17 protein-coding genes are annotated in these 20895 nt (G+C 72.0%); 7 read left to right on the top strand and 10 right to left on the bottom strand.

Annotated elements, in window-relative coordinates; translation table 11 throughout:
• Window positions 1-20: 20 nt before the first annotated feature.
• The 6 genes from V5O40_RS21090 to V5O40_RS21065 all read right to left on the bottom strand — a co-directional run bounded on the left by V5O40_RS21090 (window position 21) and on the right by V5O40_RS21065 (window position 4458).
• On the bottom strand, window positions 21-986 hold the full coding sequence (locus tag V5O40_RS21090) for a PLP-dependent cysteine synthase family protein (RefSeq protein WP_269739598.1): 966 nt from the start codon (window positions 984-986) through the stop codon (window positions 21-23).
• A 10-nt stretch (window positions 987-996) separates the two neighbouring features.
• A complete protein-coding gene (locus V5O40_RS21085; RefSeq protein WP_164445900.1) occupies window positions 997-1356 on the bottom strand; it encodes a MoaD family protein in 360 nt (119 codons plus the stop codon).
• A 65-nt stretch (window positions 1357-1421) separates the two neighbouring features.
• Complete coding sequence (locus tag V5O40_RS21080; RefSeq protein WP_164445901.1) at window positions 1422-1910, bottom strand: Mov34/MPN/PAD-1 family protein; 489 nt, start codon at window positions 1908-1910, stop codon at window positions 1422-1424.
• A gap of 54 nt (window positions 1911-1964) precedes the next feature.
• Window positions 1965-2459: a DUF2017 domain-containing protein gene (locus tag V5O40_RS21075; protein ID WP_332907077.1), complete on the bottom strand. Its 495-nt coding sequence runs from the start codon at window positions 2457-2459 to the stop codon at window positions 1965-1967.
• A 120-nt stretch (window positions 2460-2579) separates the two neighbouring features.
• Window positions 2580-2870, bottom strand: a complete 291-nt coding sequence (gene clpS / locus V5O40_RS21070; protein ID WP_093401920.1) for an ATP-dependent Clp protease adapter ClpS — start codon at window positions 2868-2870, stop codon at window positions 2580-2582.
• Between the two features lie 157 nt (window positions 2871-3027).
• Window positions 3028-4458, bottom strand: coding sequence for a hypothetical protein (locus tag V5O40_RS21065; protein WP_332907061.1), 1431 nt, complete (start codon window positions 4456-4458; stop codon window positions 3028-3030).
• Window positions 4459-4744: 286 nt separating this feature from the next.
• Here V5O40_RS21065 and V5O40_RS21060 point away from each other — a divergent pair, with 286 nt between their 5' ends.
• The 4 genes from V5O40_RS21060 (at window position 4745) to V5O40_RS21045 (ending at window position 10623) form a co-directional block, all read left to right on the top strand.
• Entirely contained in the window at window positions 4745-7420 is a 2676-nt protein-coding gene (locus tag V5O40_RS21060; RefSeq protein WP_332907060.1) for a LuxR C-terminal-related transcriptional regulator, read from the top strand.
• Between the two features lie 16 nt (window positions 7421-7436).
• Window positions 7437-8723 carry a nicotinate phosphoribosyltransferase gene (locus V5O40_RS21055; RefSeq protein WP_332907059.1) on the top strand — a complete coding sequence of 429 codons (1287 nt, stop codon included), beginning with the start codon at window positions 7437-7439 and terminating at the stop codon, window positions 8721-8723.
• Between the two features lie 14 nt (window positions 8724-8737).
• The gene (locus tag V5O40_RS21050) at window positions 8738-9319 is read left to right on the top strand and encodes an isochorismatase family protein (RefSeq protein ID WP_332907058.1); all 582 of its coding nucleotides are present in this window, start codon (window positions 8738-8740) and stop codon (window positions 9317-9319) included.
• Between the two features lie 71 nt (window positions 9320-9390).
• Window positions 9391-10623, top strand: coding sequence for an MFS transporter (locus V5O40_RS21045; RefSeq protein ID WP_332907076.1), 1233 nt, complete (start codon window positions 9391-9393; stop codon window positions 10621-10623).
• A gap of 584 nt (window positions 10624-11207) precedes the next feature.
• On the opposite strand, the gene ctaD is transcribed toward V5O40_RS21045, so the two are convergent.
• Window positions 11208-12965: an aa3-type cytochrome oxidase subunit I gene (gene ctaD / locus V5O40_RS21040; protein ID WP_269739603.1), complete on the bottom strand. Its 1758-nt coding sequence runs from the start codon at window positions 12963-12965 to the stop codon at window positions 11208-11210.
• 117 nt (window positions 12966-13082) lie between these two features.
• On the bottom strand, window positions 13083-14189 hold the full coding sequence (locus V5O40_RS21035) for an FAD-dependent monooxygenase (protein WP_332907057.1): 1107 nt from the start codon (window positions 14187-14189) through the stop codon (window positions 13083-13085).
• Between the two features lie 349 nt (window positions 14190-14538).
• On the opposite strand from V5O40_RS21035, the gene V5O40_RS21030 reads away from it, so the two are divergent.
• The gene (locus tag V5O40_RS21030; RefSeq protein ID WP_332907056.1) at window positions 14539-15663 is read left to right on the top strand and encodes a GH12 family glycosyl hydrolase domain-containing protein; all 1125 of its coding nucleotides are present in this window, start codon (window positions 14539-14541) and stop codon (window positions 15661-15663) included.
• Between the two features lie 121 nt (window positions 15664-15784).
• Here the strand turns inward: V5O40_RS21030 and V5O40_RS21025 are convergent, their stop codons facing one another.
• Window positions 15785-16573: an aldo/keto reductase gene (locus V5O40_RS21025; protein WP_332907055.1), complete on the bottom strand. Its 789-nt coding sequence runs from the start codon at window positions 16571-16573 to the stop codon at window positions 15785-15787.
• A gap of 99 nt (window positions 16574-16672) precedes the next feature.
• Here V5O40_RS21025 and V5O40_RS21020 point away from each other — a divergent pair, with 99 nt between their 5' ends.
• Window positions 16673-17719, top strand: a complete 1047-nt coding sequence (locus tag V5O40_RS21020; RefSeq protein WP_332907054.1) for a DNA polymerase ligase N-terminal domain-containing protein — start codon at window positions 16673-16675, stop codon at window positions 17717-17719.
• Between the two features lie 16 nt (window positions 17720-17735).
• Window positions 17736-18929 (top strand): threonine synthase, encoded by a 1194-nt coding sequence (locus V5O40_RS21015; protein WP_332907053.1) that lies wholly within the window; start codon window positions 17736-17738, stop codon window positions 18927-18929.
• A gap of 22 nt (window positions 18930-18951) precedes the next feature.
• Here V5O40_RS21015 and V5O40_RS21010 read toward each other — a convergent pair whose 3' ends face one another.
• Window positions 18952-20748, bottom strand: a complete 1797-nt coding sequence (locus tag V5O40_RS21010; RefSeq protein WP_332907052.1) for a glycoside hydrolase family 15 protein — start codon at window positions 20746-20748, stop codon at window positions 18952-18954.
• Between the last annotated feature and the right edge of the window lie 147 nt (window positions 20749-20895).

Below are 20895 nucleotides of genomic sequence, written 5' to 3'. Positions count from 1 at the left end.
CATGTCGATCGCGCCGCAGGTCAGGCCCAGAGCTGACCGTCCAGCGCCTCCTCCGCGTCGGCGAGCGTCCCGCCGTACGCCCCGGTGCTCAGATATTTCCAACCGCCGTCACTGACCACGAACGCCACATCGGCCCGGCGGCCGGCCCGCGCGGCCTCGTGTGCCACCGACAGCGCCGCGTGCAGGACCGCGCCGGTGGAGAAGCCGACGAACAGCCCCTCGACCTCCACCAGTTGCCGGGTACGCAGCACCGCGTCCCGGGTGCCGACGGAGAAGCGGCGGGTCAGCACCGACGCGTCGTACAGCTCCGGGACGTACCCCTCGTCGATGTTGCGCAGCCCGTAGACCAGCTCGCCGTAGCGGGGCTCGGCGGCGATGATCTGGATGCCCTCGACCTTCTCGCGCAGGTAGCGCCCGGTGCCCATCAGGGTGCCGGTGGTGCCGAGCCCGGCCACGAAGTGGGTGATGGTCGGCAGGTCGTGCAGCAGCTCGGGCCCGGTGGTCTCGTAGTGCGCCCGGGCGTTCGCCTCGTTGCCGTACTGGAAGAGCATCACCCAGTCGGGGTGCTCGGTGGCGATCTGCTTGGCCGTCGCCACCGCCTGGTTGGAGCCGCCCGCCGCCGGCGAGAAGATGATCTCCGCGCCGTACATCCGCAGCAGCTGCACCCGCTCGGTGGAGACGTTCTCGGGCATCACACAGACCAGGCGGTAACCCCGCAGCTTGGCCACCATGGCCAGGGAGATGCCGGTGTTACCACTGGTCGGCTCCAGGATGGTGTCACCGGGCCGGAGTCGGCCGGCCGCCTCCGCGGCGCGGACCATGAACAGGGCGGCCCGGTCCTTGACGCTGCCGGTGGGGTTGCGGTCCTCGAGCTTCGCCCACAGCCGCACCGGCGGGGCGCCCTCGGGCACCGTGGGTGACAGTCGGGGCAGCCCCACCAGGGGCGTTCCGCCGCAGGCGTCCAGCAGGCTGTCGTACCGCGTCATCGCGGCCGCCTCAGCTCGCGGTGACGCGCGCCCGGCGCTCGGCCGGCGCGGCCCCGACATGCTGCGCCATCGCCGCCGCCGCGGCGAAGCCGAACGCGCCACCGGCCACCGCGGGCAGGATGGTGACGCTGTCGCCGTCGTTGAGCTTGGCGTCCAACGCGCCGAGGAAGCGCACGTCCTCGTCGTTGACGTAGACGTTGACGAAGCGGTGCAGCGCGCCGGCCTCGGTGACCAGCCGGCCACGCAGCCCGGAGTGCCGCGAGTCCAGGTCGGTGAGCAGGTCGTTCAGCGTGTCACCGCTGCCCTCGACGACCTTCGCGCCGCCGGTGTAGCTGCGCAGGATGGTGGGGATGCGAACCTCGATGGCCATGGTGTCGTACTCCTCGATCGGGTAGGTGCTCGGTGACGGGAAAGGGCGTGCGGGGGCTGAGGTGGTCAGCGGCCCGAACACTCGTAGTCGACCGTCGCCGGGCTCTGCCCGAACATGTATGACTGCACGGCGTGTGGATCCACGCCGGCGTCGAGGATCCGCACCGGCTCCTCGGTCACCACGCCGTCCACGATGCGGAAGGAGCGGATCTCCTCCGTGTCGGGCTCGCGCGTGGAGACGAGGAGGTAGTGGGCGTCGGGCTCACCGGCGAAGGAGATGTCCGTCCGTGACGGGTACGCCTCGGTGGCGGTGTGCGAGTGGTAGATGACCACCGGCTCCTCGTCCCGGTCGTCCATCTCACGCCACACCCGCAGGTGCTCCATCGAGTCGAACTCGTAGAAGGTCATCGACCGGGCGGCGTTCTCCATGGGGATGTGCCGGGTCGGCGTGTCACTGCCGACGGGACCAGCGACCACACCGCAGGCCTCGTCGGGGTGATCCCGACGGGCGTGGGCGACGATCGCGTCGACGATCGACCGGTCGATGCTCAGCACGCCGCCAAGGGTAACGCCCGATGCCGGCCGACCGCGAGGCGGCGCCGGTCACAGTCAGTCGATCAGGGCGTTGAGCAGGGACTCCTGCAGGTACCCGAGGTACGCGTAGACCGAAAGCTGGAACACCCGGCTGGAACTCGGGTCGTCGGCGACCGCGTCGTCGAGTTCCGCGCCCAGGTCCGTCCCGTCCTTGATCTCCAGCCGTACGCCCATCGCCAGCCGGGCGTCGTTGAGCGCCCGCAACCACGCCTCGGCCGCCTCGGCGTCCAGGCGTACCTCCCCGCCGTCGTCGCCGGGCAGGGCGGCCAGGATCGCGCCGGCCTGATCGATCTTCGCGGTCTTCAGGTCACCTTCGGTGTACCTGCGGAACTCCGCGGTACCCGTCGCGTCTTCCGGGTAGACCTCCGGAAACAGCCGGCAGACAACCGGGTCGGAGTGGTCGAAACCGTCGGTGAGCAGGCCGACCACCTCGGAGGCGACCTTACGGAGCACACGCACCTCGTCCACCGCGAAGGTGGCGATGTACCGGTCACCCCGGCGGCGGAACATGCTCACGGTGCCATCCCTGTTCGCGACTGCGGGGCTCGCAAACCCGGCTCACTCCTCGCGCTCACGGTGCCATCCCTGTTCGCGACTGCGGGGCTCGCAAACCCGGCTCACTCCTCGCGCTCACGACCGGTCCACCGTCGCCCAGAGACCGTACGCGTGCAGCTGGGAGGCGTCGTGCTCCATGCGTTCCCGGGCCCCGCTGGAGACCACCGCCTTGCCCTTGTGGTGCACGTCCAGCATGAGCTGCTCGGCCTTCTCCCGGCTGTACCCGAAAAGCTTCTGGAACACCCAGGTCACGTAGGTCATCAGGTTGACCGGGTCGTCCCACACGATCGTCACCCACGGTCGGTCGGCTGCCGGCACCTCATCGGTGTCCGGGGTCTCGACCGGTGCAACCTGCGGAGCCGCCATGCCCCCCATCGTGCCACCGGATCCGGGGAATCGAGGAACCGGAACGCCGGACCAGCCCGGATCACCACCCACGGCCGCACCCCCGCCCCGGTCGACCCCGTCCCGGGCGTGCGCGGACCCCCCGCCGGCACCGCCGGCAGGGTGGACGGCCGCCCGGTCAGGCGAGCAGGAGGCCGTGTTCGGCAGCATCGGACAGCACCGCGCCGAGCGAGAGCCGGACCGCCTCGAAGCGGCGGGCGACCTCCCGGGACAGCTCCAACTCGATTTCCCGCAACGCCCGCTGCGCCCAGGCCCGCGCCGCGCTCGGGTCGTTGTTGCCGGGCGAACGCCAGTGCTGCCAGCAGCCTCCGGACAGCGCCACGGCCATCGGTGGGAGCACCGCCGTACGGGGCGACGTGGGATAGGCGGACAGCATGTCGACAGCCGCCGGACCGGTCAGCGACGTCACGCCCGCCGTGCTGGTGACGAGCAACGCCCGCTCCAGCTCCTGCCCGGCGGGGTCGTCGACCAGACCCCAGCGCACCGCCTTGTCGATGCGCCGGCGAACGGCCTCGGGCAGGGGCGCACCGAAAAGCCGGCCGGCGGCGTCCTCGACGAGTTCGCCGGCATGGTGGTCGCACTGCGCGGTGGCCAGCAGCGACAGCGCCGCCATCTCCTGGTCGAGCAGGTGCGGCAGGCCGGCGCAGCCGACGCCGAAGACGATCTGCTGCACCAGGCGCAGGTGCATGTTGGCCAGTTCCAGGGCAAGGTGCTGGCGGATCCGCCGGGCCGCCGTGCGGACCTGCCGGTCGAGCTGCTCCGACCATTCGCCCGGCTCGGCGAGGACCGGCACCCGGCCGCGCTCGCCGGGCAACTCGGGCGGTTCCAGGCTGCCCCGCCGTAGTTCCTCGACGGACGCCCAGTCCACAAGTGCCCGCCGCAGGTCGGCCGCGCCGCCGGTGACCAGCGGAAACCAGCGGGCGTCGGCCAGCCCGGGCACGGCGGCGAGCAGCGCGGCCCGGTGCGCCTCGACGGTGACCGTGACCGGATCGACCGCCGGGCCGCCGGACTCCCCCGACTCCCGCACCGCCGCCGTACCCTCGCCGGCCGCCCAGCCGGCGGCGCCCGGCGTGACCGCGAAGAAGACCCGCACCGGTGTCCCGGCGAGGTCGGACAGCAGATTCAGCTCGGTGGCGCCGAACGACTGATCCGCCGCGATCACGAACAGCAGCGCCCCGGCCCGCCCCACCGCGTCGAGCAGGACGCCGCAACCGGCCGCACCCAGCGTGGCGATGTCCGGCGTGTCGACCACCACGAAACGTCTCACCAGCGGCTGGGGCAGGCTCAACTCGACCCGGCGCGGCGGCCGGGCCAGCGCCGGACCCGCAGCCGGCAGCTCGGGCCGGTAGGCGTGCGGCGTGCGGTAGCCGGGCACGTAGGCGGCCCGGGTGGGTTCGGCGCTGTGCCGGATCACCAGCCAGCCGCCGCTCGGCACGGCGAGCAGCCCGGAGTCGAGTTCCAGCAGCGCGGCGAGGACTCCGGTGCGCCCGGCGTCGGCGGGCCCGGCCGCGACCACCGCGACCGGTTCCCGGGCGTTGGTGCTGGACACGCCGAGTCGCTCCGGAAAGGGCCGACGGCCAGGCGGTCCCGCCGGGTCGTCGGGGGTGCCGAGATGGTGGAGCGGGCCCGGCTTCATCAGGCGTCGGCCTCCGAGGCAGGGCGACCGGCGGGCCGGCCGCGGTGAGCATCCGGTGTCGACACTCGGATTCCGGAAGGGTACGGGGGCGAGCGTCGGGAACGGGACAATTGCGATACTCACCGGTAACTCTACAACTACTCAAGTTCGCCCTCGCGCGCTGCCGTACGGGTCACAGTTCCGTCGATATGCTGCGCGAATGAGTCGGTGGAGCTTCGTGGGCCGGGCTGAGCAACTCGACCGTCTCCGGATGGCGGTGGCCGGCGTCCGAGGCCGGGGAATCCTCTTCACCGGCAGTGCCGGCATCGGTAAGAGCCGCCTGCTGCACGAGGGTGTCGACGCGTTGCCCGGCGACAAGTACGCCGTCTGGCGGATCGCGGCCAGCGCCACCACCTCCGCGATGGCCTTCGGTGGCCTGGTCCAGGTGCTGCCGGAGCAGCCGCAGGGTCTGTCACCGGCCGGCATCCTGCGCTGGGCCGTCGACGTGTTGCAGCAGCAGGCCGCCGGCCGGCGGATCGTCCTCGCGGTCGACGACGCGCACCTGCTCGATCCACCGTCGGCCGCCCTGGTGCACCTGGTGGCCCGGGCGGAGAACGCCTCCGTGGTCGGCACTCTGCGCGACGGGGAGCAGATCCCACTGCCGATCCGGGCACTGTGGACCGACGGTCTGGTGGAGCGGGCCGAGCTGGGCCCGCTGCCGCCGGACGAGACGGCGGCGATGCTGACCGCCATCGTCGGCGGTCAGGTGGACAGCGGCTCCACCGACCGCCTGGGTCGGCTCAGCGCCGGCAACCCGCTGCTGCTGCGCGAGCTGGTGCACGCGGCCACCAACAGCGGTGAGCTCGTCGAGCGGTACGGCGTGTGGACCTGGACGGGCCGGCTGGAGCTGGCGCCCAGCCTGACCGAACTGATCGACATCCGGATCGGCCAGCTCACTCCCGGGGTACGGGCGGTGGTCGAGCTGGTCGCGTTCGGCGAGCCGCTCGGCCTGCGGCTGCTGCACCAGGCCGTGGAACAGCACGACGTGGAGTACGCCGAGGAACGCGGCCTCATCACCATGGTGGAGTCCGACCGGCGCCTCGACGTCCGCCTGGCGCACCCGCTCTACGGCGAGGTGGTCCGCCGACAGTGCCCGGTGAGCCGGACCCGCCGGTTGCAGGCGCACCTGGCCGACCTGTTGGAGAAGGTCGGCAAGCGACGGCGGGAGGATCTGCTGCGGGTGGCGAGATGGCGGCTGGCCTCCGGCACCGCGCAGGACCCGGCGATGCTGATCGCCGCGGCCGGAGAGGCGTTCGCCCGTTACGACGTGCCGCTGGCGACCCGGCTGGCCCGCGCGGCGCTCGACGCCGGTGGCGGGTTCGACGCGGCCGAACTGCTGGCGACCATCCTGATGTTCGCCGACCGGCCGGCCGAGGCGCTCGGCGTGCTCGACGCCGTCGCCACCGACGCGGGTCAGGAGGAACGGCTCAGTCGGTGGCTCACCGTACGCGGCATGGTCAGCTACTGGGGGCTGAGCCAGGCGTCCACCGTCGAGGAGATCGCCGCCGAGGGCACCAAGCTGACCGACGCCGCCGCGCAGGCCCGGGTCCGCGCCTTCGAGGCGATCATGCGGCTGCACCGGCTGGACGCGCCGGCCGCGCTCCGGCTCGCCCAGGGCGTGCTGGACCGCCCGGCGGCCAGTGTCGCCGCCCGCGAGCTGGCCCGCTGCACGATCGCACACCTTCAGGCCGTGCAGGGGCAGTTGTACCGCAGCGCCTCCGCGGTGGATCTGGTGCAGGCGAAGGTGGCCAGCTGGCGGGCCGACATGCCGTACCTGCAACTGGCGGTGGAGCTGGCCCGCGGCACCCGGCTGGCCCTATCCGGCGATCTCGCCGGCATCGACGCGCTGGTGGCCGACGAGTTCGCCGACCTCGCCGACGCCGGTGACTTCCGGCTCGGCACCGGCTACCTGGCGATCCTGCGGGCGTACGCGGCACGGCTGCGCGGGCGCAGCGACACCGCGTTGCAGGCCGCGCTCAGCGCCTGCGCGGTCCTGGCGACCAGCCGGGTCTACGCGGGGCTGGCCCAGTCGGAACGTGCCCAGGCCGCCGCGTTGCGGGGCGACGCCCGGCAGGCCGCCGAGGCGATGGCCGAGGCCGACCGCCTCCACTCGCCGACCATGGTGGTGCTGTACCCGTGGCTGGAGCAGGCCCGGGCGGCGACGCTGGCCGCCGGTGGTGAGTCGGCTACCGCGGTGAAACGGCTGCACGACCTGGTGGACCGGCTGCGTGCTGACGGCTTCGCCGGGCACGAGGCCCTGGTGCTGCACGATCTGGTGCGGCTGGGGCAGGCCGCGACGCAGACCGGTCCGCGATGTTCCGACGGGGACCGCCGCACCGTGGCGCAGCGGTTGACCGAGCTGTCCGAGCAGGTCGACGGGGAGCTGCCACCGCTGCTGGCCCGGCATGCCCGGGCGTCGGCCGACGGCCTGCCGGAGGGGTTGCTCGGTGCCGCCGACGGCTTCGCGGAGCGGGGGCTCGACCTGCTTGCCGCCGAGGCCGTGGCGGAGGCCGTGCACCTGCTGCGGCAGCGTCGCTCGCCCGAGCTCGGGTACGCCCGGCAACGGCTCGGCGCGCTACTCGCCGGATGTGACATGGTGCACACTCCGGCGCTCCAGGCGGCCACCCCGACGCTGACCGACCGGGAGTGGCAGGTGGCGCGGCTCGCGGCGGTCGGCGGGACCAGCCGCGCCATCGCCGAGCAGCTCTTTCTCTCCGCCCGCACGGTGGAGAACCACCTGCAGCGGGTGTACACCAAGCTCGGCGTGACCAGCCGGGCGGAGCTGCGGGTGGCGCTCGGCACGATCCCAGGGCACGACGGCACGGCGGCGATGTGAACCCTAGTCTGAGGGGGTGCACACCCTTCGTCCCGCGCTGCTGACCGACCACTACGAGCTGACCATGGTCAGCGCCGCCCTGCGGGACGGCACGGCTGACCGCCGGTGCGTGTTCGAGGTGTTCAGCCGGCGGCTTCCCGCCGGCCGCCGGTACGGCGTGGTCGCCGGCACCGCACGACTCGTCGAGCTGATCCGCGCGTTCCGCTTCGACCCGGCCGAGATCGAGTTCCTGCGCCGCACCGGCGTGGTGGACGAGCCGGGTGCCGAATGGCTGTCGCGGTACCGGTTCACCGGCGAGATCGACGGGTACGCCGAGGGCGAGCTCTTCTTCCCCGGCTCGCCGATCCTGACCGTCACCGGCAGCTTCGCCGAGTGCGTGGTGCTGGAGACGCTCGTGCTGTCGGTGCTCAACCACGACTGTGCGGTGGCTGCCGCGGCGGCGCGGATGGTCACCGCCGCCCGCGGCCGGGCGCTCATCGAGATGGGCTCGCGGCGGGCGCACGAGGAGGCGGCGGTCGCGGCGGCCCGGGCGGCCTATCTGGCCGGCTTCCGGTTCACCTCGAATCTGGCCGCCGGCCAGCGCTACGGCATTCCCACCGCCGGCACCGCCGCGCACGCCTTCACCCTGCTGCACGACGACGAGCGGGCCGCGTTCGCTTCGCAGGTCGCCACGCTGGGCAAGGACACCACGCTGCTGGTCGACACGTACGACATCAGCCAGGGCATCCGGAACGCCATCGAGGTGGCCGGGCCGGAGCTGCGGGCGGTCCGCATCGATTCCGGCGACCTGGCCGTGATCGCCCAGCAGTCGCGGCAGTTGCTGGACTCCCTCGGCGCCACCGAAACGAAGATCATCGTTTCGGGTGACCTCGACGAGTACGCCATCGCGGCGTTGGCCGCCGAGCCGGTGGACATGTACGGCGCCGGCACCGCCGTGGTGACCGGCTCCGGCGCACCCACCGCCGGGCTGGTGTACAAGTTGGTCGAGGTCGAGGGCCGTCCGGTGGTCAAACGGTCCGAGCAGAAGGCGACCATCGGCGGCCGCAAGGTCGCGGTCCGCCGGCACAAGCCGACCGGGACCGCCACCGAGGAGATCGTCGTACCCCAGGGGGTGCCGGACCACCGCCCCAACGACCGGCTGCTGCAACGGTCGTACGTCGTGGACGGGGAGCCGATGGCCCTGCCGACGCTCGACGAGTCGCGGGAGCACCTGAGGCAGTGCCTGATCTCGATCCCGTGGGAGGGCCTCAAGCTCTCCGCGGGCGATCCGGCCATCCCGGTCACCGTGGTACCCGCCGAGTGAGAGGAGTGGAGTCGGTGAGCAACGCGCTGATCATCGTGGACGTGCAGAAGGACTTCTGCGAGGGCGGCTCGCTGGCCGTCGCCGGCGGAGCGGGAGTCGCGGCCGGGATCTCCCGGTTGCTGGCCGCCGAGCCGGACCGCTGGGATCACGTAGTCGCGACCAAGGACTACCACATCGACCCCGGCACGCACTTCGCCGACGCGCCGGACTACGTGAGCACCTGGCCCCGGCACTGCGTGGTCGGCACCCCCGGCTCCGAGTTCCACCCGGAACTGGCCACCGACCGGATCGAGGCGATCTTTCACAAGGGCGAGTACGCCGCCGCGTACTCCGGGTTCGAGGGGCAGGCCGACGACGGCGAAGGGCTGGCCGACTGGCTGCGGCGACGCGGCGTGGCGCGGGTGGACGTGGTCGGCATCGCCACCGACCACTGCGTACGGGCCACCGCGCTGGACGCCGCCCGGGAGGGTTTCGCCACCACCGTGCTGCTGGACCTGACGGCGGCGGTCGCGCCGGACACCACCGATGTCGCGTTACGCGCGTTCGAGGGGGCCGGGATCACCACAATCGGTGCCCCTGTGATCAAAGCCGCATGAGCCGTTAAATCGTTGGCAGCCCTCGCGCCGGCGGTCGAGGATGTCCGACGGAGGTACGGACCGACGTGAACATGAAGCCTTACCGGGAGGCGCTCGCCCTGCCCGGTCTGCGGTCGCTGCTGCTCGTCGCGGTGCTGGCCCGGGTCCCGCTGACCGCCACCGGCGTCACGCTGACGTTCTACGTCGTACAGGATCTCGGGCGCGGCTACGGTGCGGCGGGCCTGGTCGGCGCGGCGATCACCGTCGGCGCGGCGGTCGGCGGCCCGCTGCTCGGCCGCCTGGTGGACCGTCGTGGCCTGCGGCCCGTGCTGGTTCTCACCACCGTGGCCGAGGCCGCCTTCTGGTCGACCGCACCGGTGCTGTCGTACTACCTGCTGCTGCCGGCGGCGTTCCTGGCCGGCCTGCTGGCGCTGCCGATCTTCTCGGTGATCCGGCAGTCCGTCGCCGCGCTGGTGCCGCCGGAGCAGCGCCGGCCGGCGTACGCCCTGGACTCGATGTCGGTCGAGCTGTCGTTCATGATCGGTCCGGCCCTGGCCACGGTGGGTGTCACCACCATCTCCGCCCGCCTCACGCTCTACCTCGTCGGCGCCGGCATCGTCGCCGCCGGGCTGGTGCTGTGGCTGCTCAATCCGCCGGTACGCAGCGCGGCCGAGGTGTCGACCGGCCCGCAGCCAAGGGTGGCGCGGCGACAGTGGCTCACCTCGCGCCTGGTCGCCGTGTTCGCGGTCAGCGCCGCGGCGACCCTGGTGCTGGGCGGCACCGACGTGGCGGTCATCGCGGTGCTGCGGGAGAGCGGCGACGCCGGTTTCACCGGCGCGGTGCTCTCGGTCTGGGCGGTGGCGTCACTGCTGGGCGGATTCGCCTACGGCGCGGTCCGCCGCTCGTTCTCGCCGGTGGCACTGATGGGCCTGTTGAGCCTCTGCACCATCCCCGTCGGCCTGGGCGGTGCCCACTGGTGGCTGCTCTGCCTGGCGTTGATCCCGGCGGGAGCGCTCTGCGCGCCGACCATCGCGGCGACCTCCGACACCGTCAGCCGGCTCGCACCGGCCGACGTCCGCGGTGAGGCGATGGGCCTGCACGGCTCGGCGGTCACCGTCGGCATCGCGGTGGGTGCCCCGCTGGCCGGCGCGGTCATCGACATGTCCGCGCCGCTGTGGGGCTTCGTGGTCACCGGCGCGGTCGGTGCCCTGGTCGCCCTCGCGGTGCTCCCGATCGAGCTACGCCACCGCCGCGCGGACGTCACAGTCGCCACCCGGGCCGGCGACGAGCCCTCCGCGACCACCCTCACCCCGACCGCCCCCTGACCCACTCCCGACGCGGCAAGGCACAGCACCGCACGGCCGGACAGAGACCCGTAGGACCGGACAGAGCACCGCAAAGCTGGCGGATCGCCGCCGCTGGCACCATGTGGCCAACCCAGAGCTGGTGACGTTACGCGACCACCCTCGCCACCCCACCCTTCCCCATCCGCCGCCTTGCTCTGCTTCAACCCACGCAACGAATTACGGACCGTGTCATAGCGTCCGGCACGCCCCTACCGGGTCGCCCCATAAGGGCAGCTTAACCGCTATTGCGTGGGTTGAAGCAGAGCAAAGGACGGAAGGTGACAGATGGGTTCCAACAGAGGCATCACGCAGAGTGAAGCTCTGCGCCAATGATCGCTCGTCATGGAGAGCGACACCCGATGGGGCAGCGGTAGTGGTGCGGATGGGGTCCCCGGCCTGATACGAGCCCCAGGCGCCAGCCGGCTAGCGGGCATGGGGGAGGCGGTGGGCAGAGGCTAGCGGGGTGGCGCTGTCGTGCGCGGGGTTCCCTGGTGGCAGGGGCAGTACGAGAAGGGCGCCGACCCCGTTGCGGGGATCGGCGCCCGTCGTGCGAGGCGATGGGGTCAGCGACGGTCGGTGTCGCTGGCGACGTCCTCGGTGTAGCTGGCACCACCGTCGGACTCGCTGGTCAGCGGCTTGGAACCACCCTCGGGCGGACCGGCCAGGGTCTGTCCGGCGGCCAGCTCGGGGAACTTGTGGTCGAAGGCCGGCCGCTCGGAGCGGATCCGCGGCATCCGGTCGAAGTTGCGCAGCGGTGGCGGCGAGCTGGTCGCCCATTCGAGCGAGTTGCCGTGACCCCAGGGGTCGTCGACCTCGACCACCGGGCCCGCCTTGTACGACTTCCAGCAGTTGTAGATGAACGGCAACGTCGAGATACCGGTGATGAACGCGCCGATCGTGGAGATCATGTTCAGCGTGGTGAAGCCGTCGTCGGGCAGGTAGTCGGCGTACCGCCGGGGCATGCCCTCGCTGCCCAACCAGTGCTGGATCAGGAACGTGGTGTGGAAGCCGATCATGGTGAGCCAGAAGTGAATCTTGGCGAGTCGCTCGTCGAGCATCCGACCGAACATCTTCGGGAACCAGAAGTAGATCCCGGCGAAGACCGCGAAGACGATCGTGCCGAAGAGCACGTAGTGGAAGTGCGCCACCACGAAGTAGGAGTCGTGCAGGTGGAAGTCAAGCGGCGGGGCGGCCAGCAGCACGCCGGTCAGCCCACCGAAGAGGAAGGTGACCAGGAAGCCGAGGGAGAACAGCATCGGCGACTCGAAGCTGATCTGCCCCCGCCACATGGTGCCGATCCAGTTGAAGAACTTCATGCCGGTCGGTACGGCGATCAGGTAGCTCAGGAAGCTGAAGAACGGCAGCAGCACCTGACCGGTGGCGAACATGTGGTGTGCCCAGACGCTCATCGACAGGCCGGCGATGGCGATGGTGGCGGCGACCAGGCCCTTGTAGCCGAAGATCGGCTTACGGGAGAAGACCGGGATGATCTCGCTGATGATGCCGAAGAACGGCAGCGCGATGATGTAGACCTCGGGGTGGCCGAAGAACCAGAACAGGTGCTGCCACAGCATCGGTCCGCCGGTCTCCGGGCTGTACACGTGTGCACCGAGCAACCGGTCGGCGGCCAGCGCGAACAGCGCGGCGGCCAGCAGCGGGAAGACCAGGATCACCAGGAGGCTGGTGACCAGCATGTTCCAGGTGAAGATCGGCATCCGGAACATGGTCATGCCCGGCGCGCGCAGGGTCAGGATCGTGGTGATCAGGTTGACCGCGCCGAGGATGGTGCCCAGACCGGAGATGGCCAGACCGACCACCCACATGTTGGCGCCGACGCCCGGGGCGTGCTCGCTGGTGCTCAGCGGGGTGTAGGCGGTCCAGCCGAAGTCCGCCGCGCCCCCGGGGGTGAGGAAGCCGGCGGTGGCCATGGTGCCGCCGAACAGGTACAGCCAGTAGGCGAAGCTGTTCAGCCGCGGGAAGGAGACGTCGGGAGCACCGATCTGGATGGGCACCACGTAGTTGCCGAACGCGAACACGATGGGCGTCGCGAAGAACAGCAGCATGATCGTGCCGTGCATCGTGAACAGCTGGTTGTACTGCTCAGGCGACAGGAACTGCAGCCCGGGGCGGGCCAGCTCGGCCCGCATGATCAGGGCCATCAGGCCACCGATCATGAAGAACACGAACGCGGTGACCATGTACATGATCCCGATCTGCTTCGCGTCCGTGGTCCGCAGCAGCCGCGCGATGGCCGACCCCTTGACCGGCTCCCGGACCGGCCAGGGCCGGGTCACGACCGGCTTGGGTGCGACGGTGGTCACGAGTGGCCTCCGGTTCTGGGTTGTCCCGCTCGGCACGCGCTCACTCGGCGGGCCGTCATCCGCAAGGAGGATAGTCCCCGGCAGGTGACAGCACCGCGTGGGGTCGGCCGGGGGTGATCACAGCGGGCCGAGAAGCAGCCGGTAGTGCTCCCCGAAGATCCGCTCGCCGCGTCCGCGCAGCAGCGGGTCGCGTAGCGCCGGCGGCACGTCGCGGGTGCGGTTGCGGTCCCGGGTCCGGTCCTGCACCCATCGGGTACGCGGCCGGCGACGACTCTCGTACGCGGTGAGCGCCGCCTCGACGCTGCCCGCCGCGCGCAGTGACTCGGCGAGTACCACCGCGTCCTCCAGGGCCATCGCGGCCCCCTGGGACAGGGTCGGCGCGGTGGCGTGGGCGGCGTCGCCGACCAGCAGCACCCGGCCCCGGTACCAGCGCCCGAGCTCGACCTCGTCGGTGGTGGTCGCGTACACCCCGTCGAGCGCGGCGAGCACCTCCGGCACCGGCCCGCCGTACTCGCCGAACAGGTCGCGCAGCCGGGCCAGCGGGTCGTCCGGCAGCTCGGTGCCGGCCTCGTCGGCGTAACAGTGCAGCCGACCGGCGCCGATCGGCACCACGAGAAAGCCGCAGCGGCGCCCGAGCAGGGCCGTCCACTCGTCGATCGGCGGACCGTCCCGGACGACACCGCGGTAGACCACCTGCCCGGCCGGGCGGGGTGGGCCGCCGAGCGCGGCCAGCGCCCGGATCGAGGAACGCGGTCCGTCGGCACCGATCACCAGGTCGTACTCGGTCTGGGTGCCGTCGACGAAGGTGACGCCGACGGCGGCCGGCAGCAGCTCGATGGTGCGTACCTCCGCGCCGTGCCGCACCGCGCCACCGGCGCCGCTGAGCAGCACCCGGTGCAGGTCGGATCGGGCGAGCGCGCGGCACTCGCCGACCCCGGCCCAGAGGGCGTCGAGGTCGACCTCGCACAGCGGCGCACCGGTCGAGTCGAGGAACCGCTGACGGTGGATGACCTTCCCGTACGGGCGGACGGGGCCGTCGAGATCCAGCCGGCGCAGCGCGCGGGCCGCGTTGCCGGGCAGGTACAGGCCGGCGTCGGTGAGGTCGTGCGGCGGCGCCTTGTCGGTGAGGTCCGGCCGAAAGCCCGCCAGGCGCAGCGCCCGGGCCACGGCCAGCCCGGCGATGCCCGCGCCGACGACGAGGATGCGCAGGGGGGAGCCACGCATGGGGGTGTACGCCTCCGGAGGGGTTCGGCACGCGTTGAAGGCAAGAGACTACTCGGCGCAATCGGTACACACCAGAGGCAACCGGCTCACCTCCGGCACCCCTCGGCAGCAGCGGATCCACCCGTCGGCGCTGGTCACCAGCCAGCCGGAGACGGCGGATGTCCGATCGTGCGCCCACGACACACGTCGCAATTGACATCAATCACCCTCAGCGGTTGCGCCCAATGTTTCAAGGATGTAAATGTGACGATGAGCATGGGAGCGCTCCCGGACCCGTCGGGGCGCGTTGCCGAACGCTCCGTCCGCATCCGTCCCGGCGTCCGGGCGACGCCGCAGCGCTAGGAGCATCATGAGACGTACCGTGCGGGCCATCATGGCCGTCGGGCTGGCCGCCGCCGGCTCGATCGTCGCCGTGGCCCTCGGCGGGACCGCCTCCGCCGACACCCAGATCTGCGAGCAGTACGGCTCGACCGTGATCCAGAACCGTTACGTGGTGCAGAACAACCGCTGGGGCACCACCGCCCAGCAGTGCATCAACGTCACGAACAACGGCTTCGAGATCATCACCCAGAACGGCAGCAGCCCGACCAACGGCGCTCCGACGGCGTACCCGTCGGTCTTCCTCGGCTGCCACTACACCAACTGCTCGCCCGGCACCAACCTGCCGATCCAGGTCAGCCAGATCAGCAGCGCGACCAGCAGCATCAACTACCGGTACGTGAGCAACGGCATCTACAACGCCTCGTACGACATCTGGCTCGACCCGTCGCCCAAGCGCGACGGCGTGAACCAGATGGAGATCATGATCTGGTTCAACCGGCAGGGCCCCATCCAGCCCATCGGTTCCCCGGTCGGCAACGCCAACATCGACGGCCGCAACTGGGAGGTCTGGCGGGGCAGCAACGGCTCCAACAACGTCATCTCCTACGTCGCCCCGTCGGCGATCAGCAGCGCGAACCTGAACCTGCTGGCGTTCATCAACGACACCCGCAACCGGGGCGCGATCACCAACTCCTGGTACCTGACCAGCATCCAGGCCGGCTTCGAGCCCTGGCAGGGCGGCGTCGGGCTGGCCGTGACGAACTTCTCGGCCGCGGTCAACGGCGGCGGCAACAACAACCCGCCGCCCACCACCACCCCGCCGCCCTCCGGCAGCGGCGCCTGCGCGGTCAAGTACACGGCCAACGCGTGGAACAACGGCTTCACCGCCGACGTGCAGATCACCAACACCGGTTCCAGCACGATCAACGGCTGGACGCTGGCCTACTCGCTGCCGTCCGGGCAGCAGGTGACCAACTCGTGGAACGCCACGGTGAGCCAGAGCGGCTCGTCGGTGACCGCCCGCAACGTCGGCCACAACGGCACGATCTCACCCGGCGGCACGGCCAGCTTCGGCTACCAGGGCACGCTGAGCGGGTCGTACAGCAACCCCACCAGCTTCACCCTCAACGGCACCGCCTGTTCGCGCTCCTGACGAGCGGGTGCCGGGGTGCGGCAACTCGGGCTCTCCGCGCTACGGGAGAGCCCGAGTTGCCGCATGTCGCGACGGCTCCGCCTCGCGGCGGCGTCCGCAGCGGGCGCCGTCTGGCCCCAGGTCAGGAGTTGCCGAGGGCGTCGATGTCGCGCATCTCCTCGGCGTTCAGCGAGAAGCCGAAGATGTCCGCGTTGGCGCGGATCCGCTCCGGCGTCACCGACTTGGGGATCGCCACGATCTCGTGGTCGAGGTGCCAGCGCAGCACCACCTGGGCCGGCGAGACGTTGTGCGCCCCGGCGATCCGGGTCAGCACCGGGTCGGAGAGGTCGGTGGTCTTGAACGGGCTGTAGCCCTCCAGCACCACCCCCCGGTCCCGGTGCTCGGCGTGCCGCTGCCGGTCGTAGAGCCGGGGCCCCCACTTGATCTGGTTGACCGCCGGGTTCTCCTCGGTCGCCTGGATCAGCGCGTCGATCTGGGCGGTGCTGTAGTTGCTGACCCCGACCGCCCGGGCCAGGTTCGCGTCGCGGGCGGCGAGCATCTCCCGCCAGACCGGGATCAGGGCACCGGAGTCGTTCGGTGGCCAGTGCACCAGCCACAGGTCGACGTAGTCGACGCCGAGCGCACGCAGGCTCTCCTCGATGGTCTCCCGTTCCCGGCCGACCCGCTCGGGCGGGAGCTTGGTGGTGATGAAGACGTCCTCCCGGCGCAGCCCGCTCTCCCGGATCGCCCGGCCGACCTCCTCCTCGTTGCCGTACATGGTGGCGGTGTCGATGTGCCGGTAACCGGCGTCGAGCGCGGCGAGTACGGCCTTGTAGCCCTCCTCGCCGGTCGCCTGCCAGGTGCCGAAGCCGAGCAGCGGGATCCGGACGTCACCGGGGAGAACTGCGGTGGGGTGGTCACTGTGGTCCATGTCGACCGTTCTACCCCCGATGACGCTCGGCATGCCCGAGATCGGACGCGTCGACCCGCTGCACGGGCGCGTCGGCGCGATTTGCCGGAGAATCGGTGCGTGGCTGACCGGCTGGAGGAGTACCGGCGCAAGCGGGACGCCGCGCGTACCCCCGAGCCGGTGCCGGCCGAGCGTCCCCGGCGGGCCCGGTCCGGCGACCGGGCCCGGTTCGTCATCCAGCAGCACCACGCCCGCAGCCTGCACTGGGACCTGCGGCTGGAGCGCGACGGGGTGCTGGTCTCCTGGGCGGTGCCGCGCGGCCTGCCCCGCGAACCGGGGCGCAACCATCTGGCCGTGCACACCGAGGACCACCCCATGGAGTATCTCCACTTCTCCGGTGAGATCCCGGCCGGTGAGTACGGCGGCGGGCGGATGCACATCCACGACCAGGGCACCTACCGCTGCGAGAAGTGGCAGGACCGCGAGGTGGTGGTCGAGCTGCGGGGTACCCGGACCACCGGGCGGTACGTGCTGTTCGCCACCGGTGGCCGCGACGGCCGGGACTGGATGGTGCGCCGCACCGATCCGCCGCCGCCGGGCTGGACCACCATGCCCGACCTGGTCGCGCCGATGCGTCCCACCCCGGCCGGCCGGCTGCCCACCGATCAGGCCGCCTGGGGGTACGAGCTGCGGTGGGACGGGGTCCGCGCGGTCGCGTACGTCTCCGGCGGGCGGCTGCGGCTGCTCTCCGACAGCGGTGCCGAGATCACCGGCGGGTACCCGTGGTTGCGGCCGATGGCCGAGGCCCTGGCGCCGACGGAGGTCGTGCTGGACGGCGTGCTGGTCCGCATCGACCGGGCCGGTCAGGTCCGGCCGGCGCGGGGTGGGCGCGGCAGCGCCGATGCCCAGTACCTGCTCGTCGACCTGCTCTGGTTGGAGGGGGTGAGCAGCCTGGAGTTGCCGTACCCGCAGCGCCGCGAGTTGCTCGACTCGCTGGCGCTGGCCGGGCCGCACTGGCAGACTCCGCCGTGGTTTCCCGGCGCCGGTGCCGAGACCATGCGCGCGGCGCGCGACCAGGGCCTGCCCGGGGTGGTGGCGAAGCGGCTGGACTCCGGCTACGAGCCGGGCCGCCGCAGCCGCGCGTGGCGCAGCGTGGACGCGGGCTGAGACGGCGAGGAGCGGCGTGTATCTGACCCACCTTGAGTGCCCGCGCTGCGGCCGGGAACACGACGCCGACGTACCGCAGAACCTCTGCGAGTGCGGTTCGCCGCTGCTGGCGCGCTACGACCTCGCGGCGGCGGCGCGGGCGATCGAGCCGGAACGGTTCGGGTTGCGCGCGGCCGACCTGTGGCGCTACCGGGAGCTGCTGCCGGTCGCCGACCCACGGAACGTCACCACCCTCGGCGAGGGGTGGACGCCGATGCTGCGCGCACCGGCGTACGGCGCGGACATCGGCGTCGACGACCTGCTGGTCAAGGACGAGGGGCTGACTCCGACCGGCTCGTTCAAGGCGCGTGGTGCCGCCGTCGGCGTCAGCCGGGCCCGCGAGCTGGGCATCCGGCGGATCGCCATGCCCACCAACGGCAACGCGGGCGCGGCGTGGGCCACCTACGCGACCCGGGCGGGGCTGGGCGCCACCATCGTGATGCCGCTGTCCGCACCGACCATCTGCCGCCGGGAGTGCGTGGCCGCCGGCGCCGACCTGCGCCTGGTCGACGGCCTGATCGGTGACGCCGGGCGGCAGGTGGCCGCGCTCGTCGCGGCCGCCGAGGGCACCGTCTTCGACGCCGGCACGCTGCGCGAGCCGTACCGCCTCGAAGGCAAGAAGACGATGGGGTACGAGATCGTCGAGCAGCTGAGTTGGCAGGTGCCGGACGTCATCATCTATCCGACCGGCGGCGGCGTGGGGCTGATCGGCATCCACAAGGCGCTCGGCGAGCTGCGGGAGCTGGGCTGGGTCGAGGACAAGCTGCCCCGGCTGGTGGCGGTGCAGGCCACCGGCTGCGCGCCGATCGTACGGGCGTTCGCCGCCGGGGACGACCGCGCACAACCGTGGGAGGACGCCCACACGGTGGCGTTCGGCATCACCGTTCCGGCACCGTTGGGCGACGAGCTGATCCTCGCCGCGCTGCGGGCCACCGCCGGCACCGCTGTCGCGGTGGAGGACGCCGAGATCCTCACCGATCTGCGCGACTTCGCCGCCCGGGAGGGGCTGCTGCTCTGCCCCGAGGGTGCCGCCTGCCTGACGGCCGCCCGCCGGCTGCGGGCCGGCGGCTGGATCCGGGCGGGCGAGCGGGTCGTCGTGCTGAACACCGGCGCGGGGGTGAAGTATCCGGAGACGATCGACGTCTCCGGCGTACCGGTGCTGCCCCGCTGACCCGCGCGACGGGGGCCGCCGGTCAGTCGAGCAGCGGGTCGGTCAGCCGCCACGCGGCGTTGACCTGACCGATGTGGGACAGCGCCTGCGGCGTGTTGCCCAGGTGCGTCCCGGTGGCCGGGTCGATCTGCTCGCTGAACAACCCGACGTCGTTGGCGTGCCCACTGACCCGCTCGAACAGCCGGGCCGCCCGCTCCCGTTCGCCCGCCAGCACCAGGCACTCGACCAGCCAGAACGAGCAGAGCACGAAGCTCGCCGGGTCGCCATCCCAGCGGTGGATCAGGCCGTCGGCACCGCCGAGTTCCCGCTCGATCGCCTCGATGGTCGCCCGCATCCGTGGATCGGTGGCCGGCAGGAAGCCCACCACCGGCAGGTACAGGGCCGCCGCGTCCAGTTCCGGCGACCCGAGGGCACCGGTGAAGACGCCGCGACGCTCGTCGAAGCCGTCCCGGAGGACCGTCGTCCGGATCTCGTCCCGGATGCCCGCCCAGCGCCGCACGTCCGCCCGCTCACCAAGCTGTGGGGCCAACCGCACGGCCCGGTCCATCGCCACCCAGCAGAGCGCCTTCGACGACAGGTAGTGCCGCTCCCGGTCGCGCTGCTCCCAGATGCCCCGGTCGGGCAGTCGCCAGGTCGCCGCCACCTGTTCGGTGAGACCGACCACCATGTCACGCAGGTCCTCGGCGAGCTGGTCGCCGAGGTAGTCGTGCAACCGCCACACCGCCGAGATGACCTCGCCCGGCACGTCGAGCTGCCGCTGCCGCCAGGCGTCGTTTCCGACGCGCACCGGCCCGCTTCCGGCATATCCGATGACGTGCGGGCAGTCATGTTCGGAAACGTCCCGCTCCCCCTCCAGCCCCAACAGCACGGGCACCGGATCCGAGCCGACCCGACCGATCGAGCGGGCCGCCCACTCGAACAGGCGGGACGCCTCGGTCGGGCAGGCCGCCACCCACAGCGCCCGAAGGGTCATCGCGAAGTCCCGCAGCCAGCAGAAACGGTAGTCGTAGTTGCGGTCGCCGCCGATGCGTTCCGGCAGGGAGGTGGTCGCCGCCGCGGCGACCGCGCCGCTGCGGGCATACGTGAGGCCGGTGAGGACCGTGGCGCTGTGCCGCACCACCTCGGGATAGCGGCCCTCGTACCGGTGGCTCTCGCGGAACGCCTCCCAGGCCAGCACGGTGTCCGCCAGGGCCCGGACCGGGTCCAGCCGGGCTGGTGGTTCGCCGTACGCCGGTGCGTAGGCCAGGTCGAAGCCGAGCACCTGCCCTTCGTCGACAGTGAAGGTGTTCCTCACTCCGTCGCGCTCGGCGCGTAGGGGGAAACCGGAGCCGCGCAGCACCAGATCCACCGAACCGGCCACGGCCGCCACCGCGCCATCCGGCAGTTCCCGCAGGTACGGGTTGATCAGGCCGTACTCCGGTCGCGGACGGTAGTCCAGCACCATCGGTACCCGGCCGGACAGTCCCTCGACGACGCGCAGCAACACGGCCGGCGAGCGCATGCCGAAGTCATGGGCGCGGGCACCCACCTCGGCGGCCAGGGCGTCGGTGACCGCGACACTTCCCTCGGCGGTGTGGTGCACGGTGCGCAGGACCAGCGTGTCCGAGTGATACGAGCGTTGCACCCGGTGCCCCGACTGCCCCACGGCCACCGGCGCCAGTTGCCAGTAACCACCCCTCGGGTCGAGCAGTCGACCGAAGACCGACGGTGAGTCGAACCGGTGCGGACACCACCAGTCGATCGAACCGGCCCGGCTGACCCGCGCGCCCGATCGGCAGTCGGAGAGGTATCCGTAGTCGGAGATCGCCGGCTGCTCCATGCGCTCGGCGTACCCGCGATCGCGGGGCTCATCCGGCGTCCGCGGAGGTCCGCCCGGCCGGGGGGGGCGGGGCGGCGGGGGCGGTGAGGTGGGGGGCGGCGGGGCCGCGCCCCCCGCCCCCCCGGCGGCGGCCCCCGCCGAGGGGGG

It is taken from the genome of Micromonospora palythoicola (assembly GCF_036689795.1).
Classification (GTDB): Bacteria; Actinomycetota; Actinomycetes; order Mycobacteriales; family Micromonosporaceae; genus Micromonospora; species Micromonospora palythoicola.
Note: the sequence above shows the minus strand (reverse complement) of the source record. Positions and strands in the feature narration are given on the sequence as shown.